The 16786-nt window shown below is 71.8% G+C and carries 13 protein-coding genes and 1 pseudogene; 5 read left to right on the forward strand and 9 right to left on the reverse strand.

Features of this window, described 5'->3' with window-relative positions:
- Positions 1-57 precede the first annotated feature (57 nt).
- The 5 genes from ABEA26_RS13790 to mce form a co-directional block, all read right to left on the reverse strand.
- Entirely contained in the window at positions 58-834 is a 777-nt protein-coding gene (locus tag ABEA26_RS13790; protein ID WP_345592357.1) for an ABC transporter permease, read from the reverse strand.
- Positions 831-1817, reverse strand: a complete 987-nt coding sequence (locus tag ABEA26_RS13795; protein ID WP_345592359.1) for an ABC transporter ATP-binding protein — start codon at positions 1815-1817, stop codon at positions 831-833. The genes ABEA26_RS13790 and ABEA26_RS13795 overlap by 4 nt, the downstream gene beginning before the upstream one ends.
- Before the next feature lie 153 nt (positions 1818-1970).
- Positions 1971-2906, reverse strand: a complete 936-nt coding sequence (locus ABEA26_RS13800; protein ID WP_345592361.1) for a coiled-coil domain-containing protein — start codon at positions 2904-2906, stop codon at positions 1971-1973.
- A gap of 207 nt (positions 2907-3113) precedes the next feature.
- Entirely contained in the window at positions 3114-7097 is a 3984-nt protein-coding gene (scy, locus tag ABEA26_RS13805) for a polarized growth protein Scy (RefSeq protein WP_345592364.1), read from the reverse strand.
- Positions 7098-7330: 233 nt separating this feature from the next.
- Positions 7331-7771: a methylmalonyl-CoA epimerase gene (gene mce / locus ABEA26_RS13810; protein WP_345592365.1), complete on the reverse strand. Its 441-nt coding sequence runs from the start codon at positions 7769-7771 to the stop codon at positions 7331-7333.
- Positions 7772-7920: 149 nt separating this feature from the next.
- On the opposite strand from mce, the gene ABEA26_RS13815 reads away from it, so the two are divergent.
- The 3 genes and pseudogenes from ABEA26_RS13815 to ABEA26_RS13825 all read left to right on the forward strand — a co-directional run.
- A complete protein-coding gene (locus ABEA26_RS13815) occupies positions 7921-9180 on the forward strand; it encodes an acetyl-CoA C-acetyltransferase (RefSeq protein WP_345592367.1) in 1260 nt (419 codons plus the stop codon).
- Between the two features lie 64 nt (positions 9181-9244).
- A complete protein-coding gene (gene meaB / locus ABEA26_RS13820; RefSeq protein WP_345592369.1) occupies positions 9245-10204 on the forward strand; it encodes a methylmalonyl Co-A mutase-associated GTPase MeaB in 960 nt (319 codons plus the stop codon).
- A 159-nt stretch (positions 10205-10363) separates the two neighbouring features.
- A pseudogene (locus tag ABEA26_RS13825) lies at positions 10364-11653 on the forward strand (MFS transporter); the annotation flags it as partial.
- On the opposite strand, the gene ABEA26_RS13830 reads toward ABEA26_RS13825, so the two are convergent.
- Positions 11593-12420 carry a PepSY domain-containing protein gene (locus tag ABEA26_RS13830; RefSeq protein ID WP_345592371.1) on the reverse strand — a complete coding sequence of 276 codons (828 nt, stop codon included), beginning with the start codon at positions 12418-12420 and terminating at the stop codon, positions 11593-11595. The pseudogene ABEA26_RS13825 and the gene ABEA26_RS13830 overlap by 61 nt on opposite strands.
- Positions 12421-12545: 125 nt before the next feature.
- On the opposite strand from ABEA26_RS13830, the gene ABEA26_RS13835 reads away from it, so the two are divergent.
- On the forward strand, positions 12546-13214 hold the full coding sequence (locus ABEA26_RS13835; RefSeq protein WP_345592373.1) for a response regulator transcription factor: 669 nt from the start codon (positions 12546-12548) through the stop codon (positions 13212-13214).
- The gene (locus ABEA26_RS13840; protein WP_345592375.1) at positions 13211-14728 is read left to right on the forward strand and encodes a sensor histidine kinase; all 1518 of its coding nucleotides are present in this window, start codon (positions 13211-13213) and stop codon (positions 14726-14728) included. The genes ABEA26_RS13835 and ABEA26_RS13840 overlap by 4 nt, the downstream gene beginning before the upstream one ends.
- Positions 14729-14783: 55 nt before the next feature.
- Here the strand turns inward: ABEA26_RS13840 and ABEA26_RS13845 are convergent, their stop codons facing one another.
- From ABEA26_RS13845 to ABEA26_RS13855, 3 genes are all read right to left on the reverse strand, one after another.
- On the reverse strand, positions 14784-15260 hold the full coding sequence (locus ABEA26_RS13845; RefSeq protein ID WP_345592377.1) for a MarR family winged helix-turn-helix transcriptional regulator: 477 nt from the start codon (positions 15258-15260) through the stop codon (positions 14784-14786).
- 101 nt (positions 15261-15361) lie between these two features.
- On the reverse strand, positions 15362-16138 hold the full coding sequence (locus tag ABEA26_RS13850; protein WP_345592379.1) for an AIM24 family protein: 777 nt from the start codon (positions 16136-16138) through the stop codon (positions 15362-15364).
- Complete coding sequence (locus tag ABEA26_RS13855; RefSeq protein ID WP_345592381.1) at positions 16135-16785, reverse strand: AIM24 family protein; 651 nt, start codon at positions 16783-16785, stop codon at positions 16135-16137. The genes ABEA26_RS13850 and ABEA26_RS13855 overlap by 4 nt, the downstream gene beginning before the upstream one ends.
- Position 16786 lies beyond the last annotated feature (1 nt).

Genomic DNA, 16786 nt, shown 5'->3' on the forward strand with positions numbered 1-16786 from the left:
TTCAAAGCCAGGCAAAATCTGGGCCTGAACGGTACCCGTCCAGCGTCCGCCCGGTCCTCAGGCGTCCCGCTTCTTCAGGACAACGTACCCGCCGACGAGTGCCGCGATCACCCACACGGCCATGATCCCGAGACCGCCCCAGGGACCGTACGGGACGTCGTCGTCGATCGGCGCGACCACCTGCATGATCTTGCTGCCGGCCTGGTCGGGCAGGAACCGGCCGACCTTCTCCGTCGCCGGGACGTTGCCCAGGATGTTGGAGATGAGGAAGAAGAACGGCATCAGGATGCCCAGCGACAGCATCGGTGAGCGCAGCATCGCGGCGACGCCCATCGAGAACATCGCGATCAGGGTCATGTACAGGCCACCGCCGATGACCGCGCGCAGCACGCCCGGATCGCCGATCGACGCCTTGAGGTCGCCGAGCATCGCCTGCCCGAGGAAGAAGGTGGCGAAACTGGTGACCATACTCACGACGAGGGCGAGCACCGTGGCCACCGCGATCTTGCTGAACAGGAAGGTGCCGCGTTGCGGCACGGCGGCCAGCGAGGTGCGGATCATGCCAGAGCTGTACTCGTTCCCCACGACCAGTACCCCGAAGACGATCATCGCCAGCTGGCCGAGGCTCGTCCCGGCGAAGCTGATGAAGGTCGGGTCGAAGGAGAGCTGGTTCTGCTCGCTCAGGTTGTCGAACTCGCTCTTCGACAGCGCCGAGATCAGCATGCCGAGCGCGATGGTGACGACCACGGCGAGGCCCAGCGTCCACACGGTGGACGCGACCGACCGGATCTTGGTCCACTCGGACCGGACGACCTGTGCCGCCGCCATGCTCATCCCTTCCTCCAGTCGCTGCCCCACTGCTGTTGCTGTTGCTGTTGCTGCTGCGGCGGGGGCACCGCGCCGGGCGGCTGCCCGTCGTGCGCGTGGTACTCGACGGACTCCGCGGTCAGCTGCATGAAAGCCTCCTCCAGCGAGGCCCGCTGCGGGCTCAGCTCGTGCAGCACGATCTGCTGCCGTGCCGCCAGCTCCCCGATCGCCGCGGACCAGTCGCCGTCCACCTCGAGGACCTCGGCGCCGGCCTCGACGACCGTGATGCCCTCGCCGTGCAGTACGTCGAGCAGCCGCTCGCGCTGCGGGGTGCGGATCCGGACGTAACTGCGCGAGTTCTCCGCGATGAAGTCGGCCATCGAGGTGTCCGCCAGCAGCCTGCCCTGGCCGATGACCACCAGGTGGTCCGCCGTCAGTGCCATCTCGCTCATCAGGTGGGAGGAGACGAAGACCGTACGGCCCTGGGAGGCCAGTGTCTTCATCAGGTTGCGGATCCAGTGGATGCCCTCGGGGTCGAGGCCGTTGACCGGCTCGTCGAACATCAGGATCCGCGGGTCGCCGAGGAGCGCGCCGGCGATGCCGAGCCGCTGGCCCATGCCGAGGGAGAAGCCCTTGGTCTTCTTCCGGGCGACCGCCGTGAGTCCGACCGTGTCCAGCACCTCACGGACTCGGTTCGCCGGAATGCCGTTGCTCTGCGCGAGGCACAGCAGGTGGTTGTAGGCGCTGCGCCCGCCGTGCCATGCCTTCGCCTCCAGCAGGGCGCCGATGTAGGTCAGCGGGTCCCTGAGCTGGTCGTAGCGCTTGCCGTCGATACGGACGTCCCCGGCGGTGGGCCGGTCCAGGCCCAGCACCATCCGCATGGTGGTCGACTTGCCCGCGCCGTTGGGTCCGAGGAAGCCCGTGATGATGCCGGGTCTGACGGTGAAGGAGAGATTGTTGACCGCCACCTTCTCGCCGTACCGCTTGGTCAGCCCCTCGAGCTCGATCATGGCGACCACGCTAAAACGGGACGAAGCCCTCTGCCACCCCAGTGACAGAAGGCTTCGCCCTTGCTCCGTACTCGTCCGGGGCTCCGTACTCGTCGTCCGGTGCTCCGTACTCGTCCGGCGCCCTGTGCCTGTCCGGCCGGCGTACGGCTCGCGTCAGCGGGACTGCTGGGCCGGCACCCCGCGGGAGGCGGGCTCTTCCTCGGCCGGCGTACCGGCGGCGGCCACCGCGGCGCCCGTGAGCGTCGCCAGCATCTCGCGCACGTTGGTCAGCTGCGCGTTGATGGAGTCGCGGCGGTTGGTGAGGGCCGCGAGCTCGCGCTCCGATTCCGAACGGATCCGGTCCGCCTTGGCGTTCGCGTCGGCCACGATGTCCTCGGCCTGACGCTGCGCCGTCTCGACGGTCTGGCGGGCGCGGCGCTCGGCGTCCGTGCGCAGCTTCTCCGCCTCCAGACGCAGCTGCTCCGCGCGGTGCTCGATCTCCGCGAGGCGCTTCTCGGCCTTGGCCTGACGGGAGGCCAGGTCGCGCTCGGACTGCTCGCGGCGCTTGGCGAGGTTCGTCTCGAAGTCGGCGGCGGCCTGGGCGGCCTTGGCGCGGGTCTCCTCGAAGAGGGCGTCCGCCTCCTCGCGCTTGGACTGCGCGTCCTTCTGCGCCTCGGAACGCAGCTGCGAGGCGTCGCTCTTGGCCTTCTCGACGATCCGGACGCCCTCGTCCTCGGCCTTGGACTTGCGCTCCGCGGAGTACGATTCCGCGTCGTTGCGCACCTGCTGGGCCGCCGACTCGGCGAGCTCGCGGTGCTGCTCGGCCGCCCGCCGGGCCTCCTCACGCAGGTCCTTCGCCTCTTCCTCGGCGAGACGCAGGATCTTCTCGACCCGGGCACCGAGACCGGCGTACGACGGCTCCGCGTCGTTGACCTGTGCCTGGGCGTTCTGGGTCTCGAGGTGGAGTTCCTCGATGCGCTTTTCCAGAGCGGTGATGCGGGCGAGAGCGCTGTCACGGTCGGAGACGAGCTTGGAGATGCGTTCGTCCACCTGAGCGCGGTCGTACCCACGCCGCACAAGCTCGAAGCCGTAGGGGGAAGTGTCGCTCATGGGGTTCCTGTCGAAAGAGACCGGTGAGGTGATAGAGGGAATCCTAGGCGCCAATGCGGTGCGTCATCGAGCGGATGCACGTTTGGTACGGAGAATGACACCTCTTTCGGGTGGCTGACCCCCGGATGGCTTGCCAAAGTTCTGGTCAAGGGTCTGGACGGAAACCCGGCCAAAGATCTCCAGGAAACACCGGATCCGCGCCCGGCGCTAGCCGTCTGACGACTTGCCACCCGAACGTGGGGCACCGACCGTGGCCCCCGCCTTGACCCCGTTGTCCTTGCCGCCACCCGTCGGCGCCTCGAAGGACTCCAGCGCCTCCAGCACGTCCTGCACCCGGGAGATCTCCGTGTTGATGTCCTCGCGGCGCCGCACCAGGGTCTCCAGCTCGCGCTTGCCCTCGTCGACCGTGTGCCGGGCCTCCTCGACCGCCTCGGCCCTGATCGCCTCGGCCTCCCGGACCAGGGACGCCTTCTTCTGCTCGGCCTCCTTGAGCAGCGCCTCCGCCTTCTTGACGGCGGCGATACGCACCTTGCCGGCTTCGGAATTGGCCTCCGACACCAGCTCCTTGGCCTTCGCCTCCGCCTTGGCGAGCTGCTCCTCGGCGGCCTTGACGAGCGCGTCGCAGCGGTCGCCGGCCGACTTCATCGTGTCGGCGGCCTCGCGGCGGGCCCGCTCGTGCAACTCCTCGATCTCGGACGTGAGTCGCTCGCGCAGTTCCTCCGCGCGCTCCCTTATGGCGGTCGCGTCCCGGCGGGCCCCGACCAGCAGCTCGTCCGCGTCCGTACGGGCCTTCTCCACCCGGGTGTTGCCCTCGACCGTCGCCTCCGCGACGATCCGATCGGCCTCCGTGCGGGCCGCGCCGACCATCGTGTCGGCCTGCGACTCGGCGTCCGCGGTGGCCTTCTGGGCCTGCTGCTGGGCCTCGGTGAGCAGCTTGTCGGCCTCGGCCGCGGTCTCCGTGATGAGCGTGTCGACCTGCTCGGCCGCCTCCGAGCGCCGCTTGTTGGCGTCCTTGCGGGCCTCGTCGAGGGTGCGCTCGGCCTCCTCGCGGGCGGCCGTGGTGACCCGTTCGGCCTCCGCCGCCGCCTCGGCCCGGACGCGCTCCGCCTCGGTGCGGACGCGCTCGGCGTGCTGCTGGGCGGAGCCGACCGTGTCGGCGGCTTCGGCGCGCAGTCGCTCCGCCTCCCCGGTGGCGTCCGAGACCAGCTGCTCGGCCCGGGCGCTCGCCTCGGACCGGACCCGGTCGGTCTCGGCGACCGTCTCGGCGCGCAGCCGCTCCGCCTCGCCGGCCGCCTCCGTGCGAACCCGCTCGGCCTCGTTCGCCGCCTCGGTGCGGACGCGCTCCGCCTCCGTGACCGTCTCCGTCCGGAGCCGGTCGGTCTCGGCCACCGTCTCCGTCGTGAGCCGCTCCGCCTCGGAGCGCGCCTCGGTGATCAGGGTGTCCGCCTGCGTCGCCGCGTCGGACCGGATGCGGTTGGCGTCCTCGCGGGCGTCCGCCCGGGTCCGTGACGCGGACTGCTCGGCCTCGGCGATCGCGTCGGAGGCCTCCGTGCGCACCCGCTGGGCGTGCTCGGAGACGTCCGCGCGGATCCGGTCGGCCTCCGCGATGGCCTCGGACATCGTCCGCTCGGCCAGCGCCTTGGCGGCCTCCGACTCCTCCTGCGCCTCGTGCCGCAGCCGTCCGGCGTCCTCGCTCGCCCGCTCCCGCTCCGCGTAGGCGTCGGCGCGGACCCGGTCCGCCTCCTCCTCGGCCTCGCGCCGGACGCGCTCCGCCGCGTGCTCGGCGGCGCTGCGCAGTCCGGTGATCTCCTCCTGGGCCTGCTCGTGCAGACCGGCGACCGACTCCCGTACCTGCTGCGCGTGCTGCTCGGCGGCCGACACCATCTCGGTCGCGCGCCGGTCGGCCTCCTCGACCAGCCGGGTCGCCTCGGCCTGCGCCTCCTCCACGCGGTTGCGCGCCGAGGCCAGCAGCTCCTCGCTGCGCTCGCGGGCCCGCTCGCGCTCCTGGTCCGCCTCCTGCCGGGCGTCGCCGAGCAGCTCCTCGGCCTCGCGGCGGCGCCGGGCGGCCTCCTCCTGGGCGGCGGCCAGCGTCTCGGAGGCCTCGGCGGCGATGCGCTCGGCGGCGGTCTGCGCCTCCGCCCGCACCCGGTCGGCGCTCTCCTGCGCCTCCGACTTCAGCCGCTCCGCCTCGTTCGACGCCTCGGACCTCAGGCGTACGGCGACGGTCTCACCCTCCGCGCGGGAGGCGGAGGCGTCCGCGGCGGCCTCGGTACGCAGCCGCTCGGCCTCGGTCTCGGCCTGCTGCTGGAGCGTACGGACCCGCTCCGCGGCCTCGGTGCGGAGCCGCTCGCTCTCCTCGGCGGCCTCGCGGCGGATCCGCTCGCCCTCCTCGCGGGCCTCGGTCAGCGCCTGCTCGGCCGCCGTGCGGCGCTCCTCGGCCTCGGTCTGCAGCCGCGTCAGCTCCCCGGCGGCCTCCGCCTGCCGGGCCTCGACGGCGCGCTCGGTCTCCTCGCGCAGCTCGCGGGCGGCCCGCTCGGCGTCCGCCTGCAGCTCCTCCACGCGCTCGGCGGCCTCCGCGCGGTGCCGCTCGGCCTCGGCGCGGGTGCGCTCCAGCGTCTCCTCGGCCTGCCGGCGCAGGGTCGTCGCCCGTTCGATGGCCTCGGTGCGGACCTTCTCGCTGTCCACCGTCGCGGTCTGCCGCAGCTCGTCGGCGTCCGCCTTGGCCTTGGCGAGCAGCTCCTCGGCGGTCTTCGCCGCCTCCTCGATCTGCGCCACGGCCTCCTTGCGGGCCTCGGCGCGGATCTTCTCGCCCTCGGCGACGGCGTCGGCGCGCAGCTGCTCGGCGTCTCCGCGCAGCCGGCGCGCCTCCTCCTGGAGCTCGACCGTCTTGGCGCGGTACTCCTTGGTGTCGTCCTTCGCCGCGCCCTTGAGCTCGGCGGCGATGTCGTGCGCCTCGGCGCGCAGCCGGTCCGCCTCGGCCTCGGCCTCGGTGCGGATCCGCTCGGCCTCCTCGGTGGCGGCCTTCGTGGTCCGCTTGGCGTCCTCGGACGCCTTGTTCAGCACGTCCTCCGCGGTCTTCGCCGCCTTGGACAGCTGGGTGGCCGACTCCTCGGCGGTGATCGTGCGGGCCTTCTCGGCGGCCTCGGCGACGATCCTCTCGGCCTCGGCGCGGGCGTCCGCGACCAGCTGCTCGGCCTCGGACTTCGTCGACTCGGCGTCCTTGGTGGCCTCGCCGACCAGCCGGGCGACCTGCTCCTTGGCGGTACGGGTGCGCTGCTCGTTGGTCTGCTCGGCACTCGAGAGCGCCTTGGCCGCGGACTCCCTGGCCTCGGTGAGCACCTTGTCGGCCTCGGCCTGCGCCTTGCGCAGTGCCTCCTCGGCCTCGGTCATGCGCTGCTCGGCGGTCCGGCTGAGCTCCTGGACCTGGCGGCGGGTGGCCTCCGACTCGGTGGCGGTGGAGCTGCGCAGCTGCTCGGCGTGGTCGGTGGCCTCCTGCGCCTGCTCGGAGGCCGCGTTCAGCAGCCGCTCGGCGTCGGCACGGGCCCGGCGCAGGATCTGCTCGGCCTCGCCGCGCGCGCTCTCGGCGTCGGTGCGCAGCCGCTGCCGGGCCTCGGCGGTCAGCCGCTCCGCCTCCGCGCGGGCCGCGGCCATGGCCTGCTCGGCCTCGGCACGGGACTCGTCGAGCAGCCGGCGGGCCTGCTGCTCGGTGCGGGCGCGCAGCTGCTCGGCCCAGGCCACGTTCTCGTTGACGTGCGACTCGACGGTCTGTCGGCGCTCGGCCAGCTCCTGGTCCAGCTGCTGGCGCCGGGTCACCGCCTCCTGATGCAGCTCGGACTGGAGCCGGGCGGCCTGCTCGGCGTGCTCCTGGAGGATGCGCTGGGTCTGCGCCCGCGCCTGGCTCAGCTCCCGCTCGGCGTCCGCGCGCAGCTGCTCGGCCTGCGTCTGCGCGTTGCGGAGCAGCTGCTCGGCCTGGTACCCGATGTCGCCGCCGTCGAAGGCGGGCCGGGACATGATGGTGCGCCGCGCCTCGTGCAACTTGGCGCGCAGCACCTCGACCTGGTAGCCGAGGTCATCGGCGTGCTGGATCGCCTTTTCCCGCTCGGTCTTCAGCCGCTTCATCTCGGCCTCGAACCGAGAGAGGTGGTCGACGTCAGCCGCCGGCTCTCGCTCCTGGCTCTCGTAGCCCCGCACTGCGCGGTCCCATCCGTCCCCTGGTCGCAAATCTTCCCGAACGAGCTCCGTCCGTCCGCCGGGCGGGGCCCCCGGGGAATGGTGTCAGATCAACGGCGGAGCATGCGCTTCTGCCCCGGCGTTCGCCCCCCGAAACACGACCCCGGCGGTCCCGCCACCCCAGACGACAGGACCGGGTCACCCTGGACTGAGCGGCGACCGCACCCAACCCTACCGGCCCTTATGTACGGGAGTCAGTGCTCAGGTGACTCAACGGCCGCCGAAGTGACCAGTTCTGTCAGTACGCCATGGCAGTCCTTGGGGTGCAGGAAGGTGATCCGCGACCCCATGGAACCGCGCCGCGGCTCCTCGTACAGAACGCGTACACCCTTGCCCCGGATGTCCGCGGCGTCCGCGTCCACGTCCGCCGTGCCGAACGCGATGTGGTGGACGCCCTCGCCGTTCTTGGCCAGCCACTTCCCCACCGCGGAGTCCTCCCGGACCGGCTCCAGGAGCTGGAGGTACGAGGCGCCGCCGTCCGACGTATCGTTGATCTTGAGCATGGCCTCACGCACGCCCTGCTCGTCGTTGACCTCGGTGTGGAACACCTCGAAGCCGTAAGTGGCACGGTAGAACTCGACGGTCGCGTCGAGGTCGTGGCAGGCGATTCCGATGTGGTCGATTCGCGTCAGCATGAATTGATTGCAGCGCTCCGGAGGTGGTTACGCAACGTGCGCGCGATCACACCGACCGCCGGGTGACGGGCGGGATACCGCTCAGTACATTCGAGTAAACCCTCGTTCACTCCTCGGCCTGTGCGGGCCGGAAAAGGGGATCGCAGCTCATGTCTTCTGGAACTTCTGGAACACCCGAAACCCCCGAAACCTCTGGAACACCCGAAACCTCTGGAACGAACGGCACGACCTCCGTCATCGTCGCGGGTGCCCGCACTCCGATGGGGCGGCTGCTCGGCTCGCTGAAGTCCTTCTCCGGGGCCGACCTCGGCGGCTTCGCGATCAAGGCCGCCCTCGACCGTGCGGGGATCGGCGGCGACCAGGTCCAGTACGTGATCATGGGCCAGGTGCTCCAGGCCGGCGCGGGGCAGATCCCGGCCCGCCAGGCCGCCGTCAAGGCCGGCATCCCCATGAACGTCCCGGCGCTCACGGTCAACAAGGTGTGCCTGTCCGGCCTCGACGCCATCGCGCTCGCCGACCAGCTCATTCGCGCCGGTGAATTCGACGTGGTCGTCGCGGGCGGCCAGGAGTCCTTGACCAACGCCCCGCACCTGCTGCCGAAGTCCCGCGAGGGCTACAAGTACGGCGCCGTCCAGATGATCGACGCCATGGCCCACGACGGCCTGACCGACGCCTTCGAGGACATCGCCATGGGCGAGTCCACCGAGAAGCACAACACCCGTCTCGGCATCGCCCGCGACGCCCAGGACGAGATCGCCGCCCTCTCCCACCAGCGCGCGGCCGCCGCCCAGAAGAACGGCGTCTACGAGGCCGAGATCACCCCGGTCGAGATCCCGCAGCGCAAGGGCGACCCGGTGCTGTTCAGTAAGGACGAGGGCATCCGCGGCGACACCACCGCCGAGTCGCTCGGCAGGCTGCGCCCGGCCTTCACGAAGGACGGCACGATCACCGCGGGCTCCTCCTCGCAGATCTCCGACGGCGCGGCGGCCGTGGTCGTCATGAGCCGGGCCAAGGCCGAGGAGCTCGGCCTGGAGTGGATCGCGGAGATCGGCGCCCACGGCAACGTGGCCGGCCCGGACAACTCTTTGCAGTCGCAGCCGTCCAACGCCATCCGGCACGCCCTCAAGAAGGAGGGACTGGAGGTCGGCGACCTCGACCTGATCGAGATCAACGAGGCGTTCGCGGCCGTCGCCGTGCAGTCAATGAAGGACCTCGGCGTCTCCACCGAAAAGGTGAACGTCAACGGCGGCGCCATCGCCCTGGGCCACCCCATCGGCATGTCCGGCGCCCGGCTCGTGCTGCACCTGGCGCTGGAGCTGAAGCGGCGCGGCGGCGGCGTCGGCGCGGCGGCGCTGTGCGGCGGCGGCGGCCAGGGCGACGCGCTGATCGTGCGGGTACCGAAGGCCTGACGCCGCTCTGCCGGATCACGACTTTCACCGACCGGGTTACGACCTCCCACTGAACGGAGCTGTGATGCAGGACGTCTCCTCGCTGGTTGCCCAGGCCAGGGAAGGCCGGCCGCGGGCCGTGGCCCGGTTGATCTCCCTGGTAGAGGGGGCGTCCCCGCAGCTCAGGGAGGTCATGGCGGCCCTCGCGCCGCTGACCGGCGGGGCCTATGTGGTCGGTCTGACCGGCTCCCCGGGCGTCGGCAAGTCCACCTCCACCTCGGCGCTGGTGACGGCGTACCGCGAGCAGGGCAAGCGGGTCGGCGTCCTCGCCGTCGACCCGTCCTCCCCCTTCTCCGGCGGCGCCCTGCTCGGCGACCGCGTCCGGATGTCGGAGCACGCGTCCGACCCGGGCGTCTACATCCGCTCGATGGCGACCCGCGGCCACCTCGGCGGCCTCGCCTGGTCCGCGCCCCAGGCCATCCGCGTCCTCGACGCGGCCGGCTGCGACGTGATCCTCGTCGAGACGGTCGGCGTGGGCCAGTCGGAGGTCGAGATCGCCTCCCAGGCCGACACCTCCGTCGTCCTCCTCGCCCCGGGCATGGGCGACGGCATCCAGGCGGCCAAGGCCGGAATCCTGGAGATCGGCGACGTCTACGTCGTCAACAAGGCCGACCGCGACGGCGCCGACGCGACCGCCCGTGAGCTGAACCACATGCTGGGCCTCGGTGAGGCCCGCGGCCCCGGCGACTGGCGCCCGCCCATCGTCAAGACGGTCGCCGCGCGCGGCGAGGGCGTCGACGAGGTCGTCGAGGCCCTGGAGAAGCACCGCGCGTGGATGGACGAACGGGACGTCCTGGCCGAACGCCGCCGGGCCCGCGCCGCCCGCGAGGTCGAGACCATCGCCGTCACCACCCTGCGCGAACGCATCGGCGACCTCCACGGCGACCGCCGCCTCGGCGCACTGGCGGAACGCATCGTCGCGGGCGAACTGGACCCGTACCGCGCGGCGGACGAACTCGTTGCGGGGCTGACGACGAGCGGCTGACGACGAGGCCGGAAAAGCCCGTGCGGCCGCAGCGCCGCGCCGGTATGTTGACCCGCATGTTCCTCCTCTTGGCCTAGGGCCCGCCCCCGCGCGCGACCGCCGCACCCGGCCGTCGCGCGCTTCGGCGTCCCCTCGTTGCCTTCCTCTGAGGAACCTTCCGTGTCCACGCATGCCCCGCGGCCCTCGTACGCCGCCGTCCTCCGCGTCCCCCATGCCCGCCGTACCTTCGTCGCCGCCCTCGTCGGTCGGCTGTCGTACGGCACGGTCTCCCTCGCCCTGATGCTCTCCCTGACCCGGTCCACCGGGTCGTACGCCGTGGCCGGCACGGTCATGGCGGCCTTCGGCGCGACGAGCGTCTTCCTCTCCCCCTACCGCGCGGCCCTCGTCGACCGGCACGGCCCGCGCAAGGCCCTGCTCCCCATGGCCGTGCTCTACGGCGCCCTGCTCTGCGCGCTGGCGGCGGTCTGCGCGCAGCCGGGCACGCCCGCGACCGTCCTCGCGGTGACCGCCGCGTTCGCGGGTGCCTGCACGCCCCCGCTCGGGCCCACGATGCGCGCGGTGTGGGCCGAACTGCTGCCCGACCGGGACATGTTGCGGCGCGCCTACAGCCTGGTCGGCGTCGCCGAGGAGCTGCTCTTCGTCTCCGGCCCGCTCCTGGTCGGTGTGATGATCGGGTTCGCCCCGCCGACCTTCGGCGTCGTACTCAGCGCGCTGCTCGTGGTGGTGGGCACCCTCGCCTTCGTCACGTCACCGGCGGCGGGCGTGCTGCGTCCGGCGGAGCGTGCCAAGGACAGCTCCGCACCGGTCGGGGGTACGGGGGCGGGCCAGGGACGTGCCCTGCTGCAACCCGTCGTCGTCGCCGCGGGCGTCGGCATCTCGGTGAGCGCCGTCGACCTGCTCGTCGTCGCCTTCGCGGGTCAGCGCGGCCTCGGCGGTTCCACCGTCGCCTGGGCGCTCGCGGCGCTGTCGGCGGGCAGCGCGGTCGGCGGGCTGCTCAACGGCGCCATCGCCTGGAGCTCGTCCGCCCGCGCCCGGCTGCCGTTCCTCTCGGCCGGTCTCGGCCTCTGCCTGGTCGCCGCGGGTCTCGCGTCCGGCGTCGGTACGCTCGTCGTGGCCGTCGCCTGCGCGGGCCTGTTCGTGGCACCGGCGCTGACGACGGCGTACCTGATCGCCGAGGAGAGCGCGGCGCCCGGCTTCCGGATCCGGGCGGGAGCCTGGTGCAACACGGCTGTGAACGCCGGGGGTTCCGCCGGCGCCGCGGCGGTGGGCCTGCTGGTGGAGCGGCTGCCGCTGCCGGCGTGCTTCGCGGTGTCCGGCGTGGTCGCCGTGGCGGCGGCGCTGGTGCCGGGGCGCCGCCGCGGGTCGGTCCTTCGTGCGGCGGGGGCCGCTCAGTCGTCGTCCGAGCCGGAGTCGTCAGAGTCGTCGGAGTCGTCGGAGTCGTCGGAGTCGTCGGAGTCCGAATCGTCCGAGTCCGAGTGGTGTGAGCGATCGGCCGTGACCTTTCCGGTCTCCGGGTCGACGCGCCAGTCCTGCTCAGCCTCGCCGGAGGAGCGGGTCTCGGCCTCCCAGGCCACCTTGCCGTCGCCGTAGTACCCGTCGTCGTCCAGCTCCACGGAGGTCACGGTGCCGTGGCCGGCGGCGGCCTTCGCAGCCTCGGCGGCGTCCACGGACGTGCCCTTCAGCGCGGCCCGCACCTCGTCGGTGTCGTCCTCGTCGTCCGTCTCCGAGCCGAGGACCTTGCCGTTTGCCGGGTCGATCCACACGCTGTGCCAGGTGCCGTCACCGGCGAGGACGTCGACCTCCCAGACCCTGCGCTCGTCGCCGTCGCCGTCGCCGTCGCCGTCGCCGTCGCCGTCGCCGTCGTCGTCGTCCTCGTCGTCCAGTTCGGCGGAGACGGCGGTGCCGGGGGCCTTCTCCAGGGCGGCGGCGATGGCGTCGGCGGCCGTCACCTTCGCGGAGGAAGCGCGCGCACCGTGGTCGTCGCGGCCGTGCTCGTCGCGGCCGTGCTCGTCGCGGTCGTCGGCGTCGTCATCCGCCCGATCGTTCGCGTCGTCGCCCGCGTCGTCGCCCGCGTCGTCGTCCGAGGCGCCGCGCACGTCCGTCTGGCGTGTCGTCGTACCCGAGTCGTCGTCGTCCGTGGTGGCCAGAGCCGTCGCCGTACCGCCTCCGATCAGTGCGGCGGCGGTGACGGCGGCGATCACGATGTTGCGCTTCATTCGATTTCCTCCCGAGTCGTACAGGGTCGCTTCGTTTTCGACACCTTCACTGTCACCGACCGACGCTGAGGCGAAGCTGAAGTCGCCTGAAGGGATCTTCAGCTTCGGTTTGCGACTCTTTAGGCATGCGCCTGTTGATCGTGGAGGACGAGAAGCGTCTCGCCGTGTCGCTCGCCAAGGGCCTCACCGCCGAGGGCTACGCCGTGGACGTCGTCCACGACGGCCGGGAAGGCCTGCACCGGGCCGGCGAGGGCACGTACGACCTCGTCATCCTCGACATCATGCTGCCCGGCCTCAACGGCTACCGGGTCTGCGCCGCCCTGCGCGCCGCCGGACACGACGTGCCGATCCTGATGCTCACCGCGAAGGACGGCGAGTACGACGAGGCCGAGGGCCTGGACACGGGCGCGGACGACTACCTCACCAAGCCCTTCTCGTACGTCGTCCTCGTCGCCCGCGTGAAGGCCCTGCTGCGTCGGCGGACGCAGGGCGCCGGGGCATCGCCCGTGCACGTCCACGGCGACCTGAAGGTCGACACCGCCGCCCGCCGGGTCTTCCTGGGCGAGCGCGAGGTGACCCTGACCGCGAAGGAGTTCGCCGTCCTGGAGGAGCTCGTGGTGCGGGCCGGGCAGGTCGTGTCCAAGGCGGAGATCCTGGAACACGTCTGGGACTTCGCCTACGACGGCGACCCCAACATCGTCGAGGTGTACGTCAGCGCTCTGCGGCGCAAGCTGCGCGCCGGTCTCATCCGCACCGTGCGCGGCGCCGGCTACCGGCTGGAGGGCGAGCGATGAGCCGGCTCTTCGGCTCGGTCCGGGCCCGGGCCACGCTCGGCGCCACCCTCGTGGTCGCCGTCGCCCTCGTCGCGGCCGGCACCGCCGTCCTGCTGTCCCTGCGTTCCAACCTGCTCGGCGAGGCCGGGACCCAGGCGGAACGCTCCGCGCGGGAGGTCGCCGCCGAGCTGTCCGTCGGGACGCGGTACACCGAGCTGTCCCTGGACGTGGACGACCGTCCGGTGCAGATCGTCGACGAAGAGGGCGCGCTCGTCGCCGCCAGTGAGGACCTGGAGCGGATCAGCGGCACCGGCGTCGACGCGGTGCAGCCGCAGCCGACACCCACCCCCACCCCAACCGGCGACGGCGGCGGCGACGGCGACGATGACGACGACGGCGGCGGCGACTCCGACGACGACGATGACGACGCCGGCGATGTGCTGGAGCCCGGTGAGATCGGCGAGCGGACCACCGTCAGCGACGGTTCGGCGACGATCGACGGCGACACGCAGGACTACCGCTTCGCCGCCGTACCCGTGGAGACCCGGGACGGTGACCAGCTCACCGTCTACGCCGGTGCCCCGCTGTCCGCCGAACACGGCGCCGTGAACACCGCGCTGACCGTCATGCTGATCGGTTTCCCCCTGCTGCTCGCGGTCGTCGGGTGGGTGACCTGGCTGGTCACCGGGCGCGCCCTGCGCCCCGTGGCGGGCATCCGCCGCGAGATGGCCGCCATCACCGCCAGCGAGGACCTCGCGCGCCGCGTCCCGGTGCCGGGCACGCACGACGAGGTGGCCAGGCTCGCCTCGACCACCAACCGGACGCTGACCGCCCTGGAGGCCTCGGTGGAGCGGCAGCGGCGCTTCGTCGCCGACGCCTCGCACGAACTGCGCAGCCCGATCGCCTCACTGCGCACTCAGCTGGAGGTGGCCGCGGCCCACCCGGAGCTGCTCGACCTGGAGGGCGCCGTGGAGGACACCGTACGGCTGCAACGGCTCGCCGCCGACCTGCTGCTGCTGGCCAGGCTGGACGCGGGGGAGCGGCCCGCGGACGCCCGGGTCGACCTCGGAGCGCTCGCGCGGGAGGCGGCCGAGGGCCGGACCGGAGTGACCGTGCGGGGCGAAGACGAAGGCGAAGGCGCGGGCGAGGGCGAAGGCGAGGGCGTGGTGCAGGTGGCCGGGTCGCGGGGGCAGCTGGGGCGGGTGCTGGGCAATCTGCTCGACAACGCGCAGCGGCACGCCCGCTCGGCGGTGGAGGTGTCCGTACGACGGGACGGCGACGCGGCCGTGGTCGCGGTGGCCGACGACGGGGAGGGAGTGCCGACGGGCGACCGGGAGCGGATCTTCGAGAGGTTCGTACGCCTGGACGCCGCCCGCAGCCGAGACGACGGCGGCGCCGGGCTGGGGCTGGCCATCGCGCGCGACGTCGCCGTACGGCACGGTGGCACGCTCACCGTCCACGAGGCACCGGCAGGCGGCGCCCTCTTCGAGCTCCGCCTGCCGACTGCGCGGACCTTCACGCCCCCGGTGACGTGAAACAGCGACGTGGCCGGGGACGTGCGGTCAGGGGCGCGCGATCAGGGACGTGCGGTCAGGGACGTCCCCGCTGCCCGCGCAGATGCTCCGCGATCGGCTTGAGCGCCTTGTCGAGTTCCGTCAGGGTCTCGGGCGCCAGCAGGTCCATGAAGTGCCTGCGGACGGACGCCACATGGTGCGGCGCGACCTTCCGCATCGTCTCCAGACCGTGCTCGGTGAGGACGGCGTAGAGCCCTCGGCGGTCGGACTCGCAGTTCTCCCGCCGGACCAGGTCCGCGTTCTCCATGCGGGTGACCTGGTGGGAGAGGCGGCTCTTGGACTGCATCGTGGCGGTGGCCAGGTCGCTCATCCGCATCCTGTCGCCCTCCGACTCGGAGAGGTTCACCAGGATCTCGTAGTCGTTCATTGTCAGGCCGAACGGCTGCAGGTCCTTCTCGAGCTGGTGCGTCAACAGCCTGTTGACCTCCAGGTGGGTGCGCCAGGCACACTGCTCCGTATCGGTCAGCCAGCGGGTGGCCGTCTCGGTCTCCATGAATGAAGTCTACCTAAAATGTTGAAAGGTGAACTAGCGACGGGTTGTCCGTGACGGTGACGGTGCGCACGCGTTCGATGTCACACTCCGCAGATTACCGCTCACAGCCCGAAGCGGCGCTGGAGGTCCCCCAGCTGTCCGGGAAGCCCCGGTACCCCCGGCCGGCCTCCCGGCGCCCCGGACGCCCCGCCTCCGGGCACCCCCGCCTGCTGTGGAGTGGCCCCCGTGGCCTGCTCCGCCATCAGCGCCTCGCTCGACTGCAGCAGCACCGTTCCCGCTCCCACGAACTCGAACTGGTGCTCCTCGTCGGAGGCCCCGCCGAGCCCCGTCATCGCACGTAGACCGCCCAGCAGGCCGGTCATGTACCCGTGGTCGTAGTGATGGCACGGAGACGGGCAGTCGGCCCAGCCGACCAGGGCCTGCGGGTCGACCCGGATCGGGGGTTCCATGAACACCACCGGACCGTTGGACGCCGCCACGAACTTCCCGGTTCCGATCAGTGTGAGGAAGCCCGGCACGATCGACTGCTTGAGAGCGAGACTTGGCTGAAAAGCAAGCAAGTTGCCTGAGTGAATGGTCAGGTTGCCGTCTTCCAGGTCGTACGAATTCACGTCGAAGGCCCGGTCGGCGAGGAGCATCTTGCCCGAACCCTCCGCCACGACCCAGTCGCTCGCGTGCAGAGGCGAATGGAAGGACGTCCGCACCAGACGGTCCAGCCGCCCGTGCCCGATCCCGTTGAACTCGATCGTCCCGTAGTAGGCGATCATCTTTCCCTTCTGCAGGAACCACTGGCTCCCCTTGAGCTCCACACAGAAGGTGTACGCGTTGACGCTGTCATCGGCCGGCAGCGTCGCCGGGTCGTGGTGAACGGTGCTCACAGCTTCTCCTCGGACGCCTGGACGTACACCGTGCCGCTGCCGCTGAGCTCCAGCTGGAACGCCTCGCCGGAGCCGCGCCCCACCATGTCCCGCCAGCCCATCGCCGTGGACAGCTTGTTGCGTACGTCGCCGTGGTGGGCGACGTACGCCTGCGGGTCGACGCGCACCGGGCGCTGCGGCGTGATCGGGATCTCGAAGACGCCCCCGTGGGCCATCACCGCCACCGAACCGTGACCCCTGAGGGTGGTCGTGAACAGCCCCTGCCCGCTGACCTGGCCGCGCACCATGCCCATGACCCCGCCCTGCGAGCCCAGGAACACCGTGCCCTGCTCCAAGGTGCCCTCGAAGGCGAGGAGGCGGTCCGCCTCGACGTACAGGGTGTCGCCGGCGAGGCCGACCACCTGGACATGGTGGCCGCCGTGCCCGAAGAGCACGGTGCCGCTGCCCTCGACGGTCATCAGCGGCGTGTCCTCGTTCGCCACCCGGCGGCCGATCATCGACATGACGCCGCCCTGGCCGCCCCGCAGGTTGGGGGTGAAGGACACCTCGCCCTGGTAGGCGAGCATCGCGCCGCGCTGACTGAACAGCCGCTGCCCGGGCGCCACGGTCGCCTGCACCATCTTGGAATTGATCTCCCGGAAGGCCATC

Source organism: Streptomyces marokkonensis, assembly GCF_039539045.1.
Taxonomy (GTDB): domain Bacteria; phylum Actinomycetota; class Actinomycetes; order Streptomycetales; family Streptomycetaceae; genus Streptomyces; species Streptomyces marokkonensis.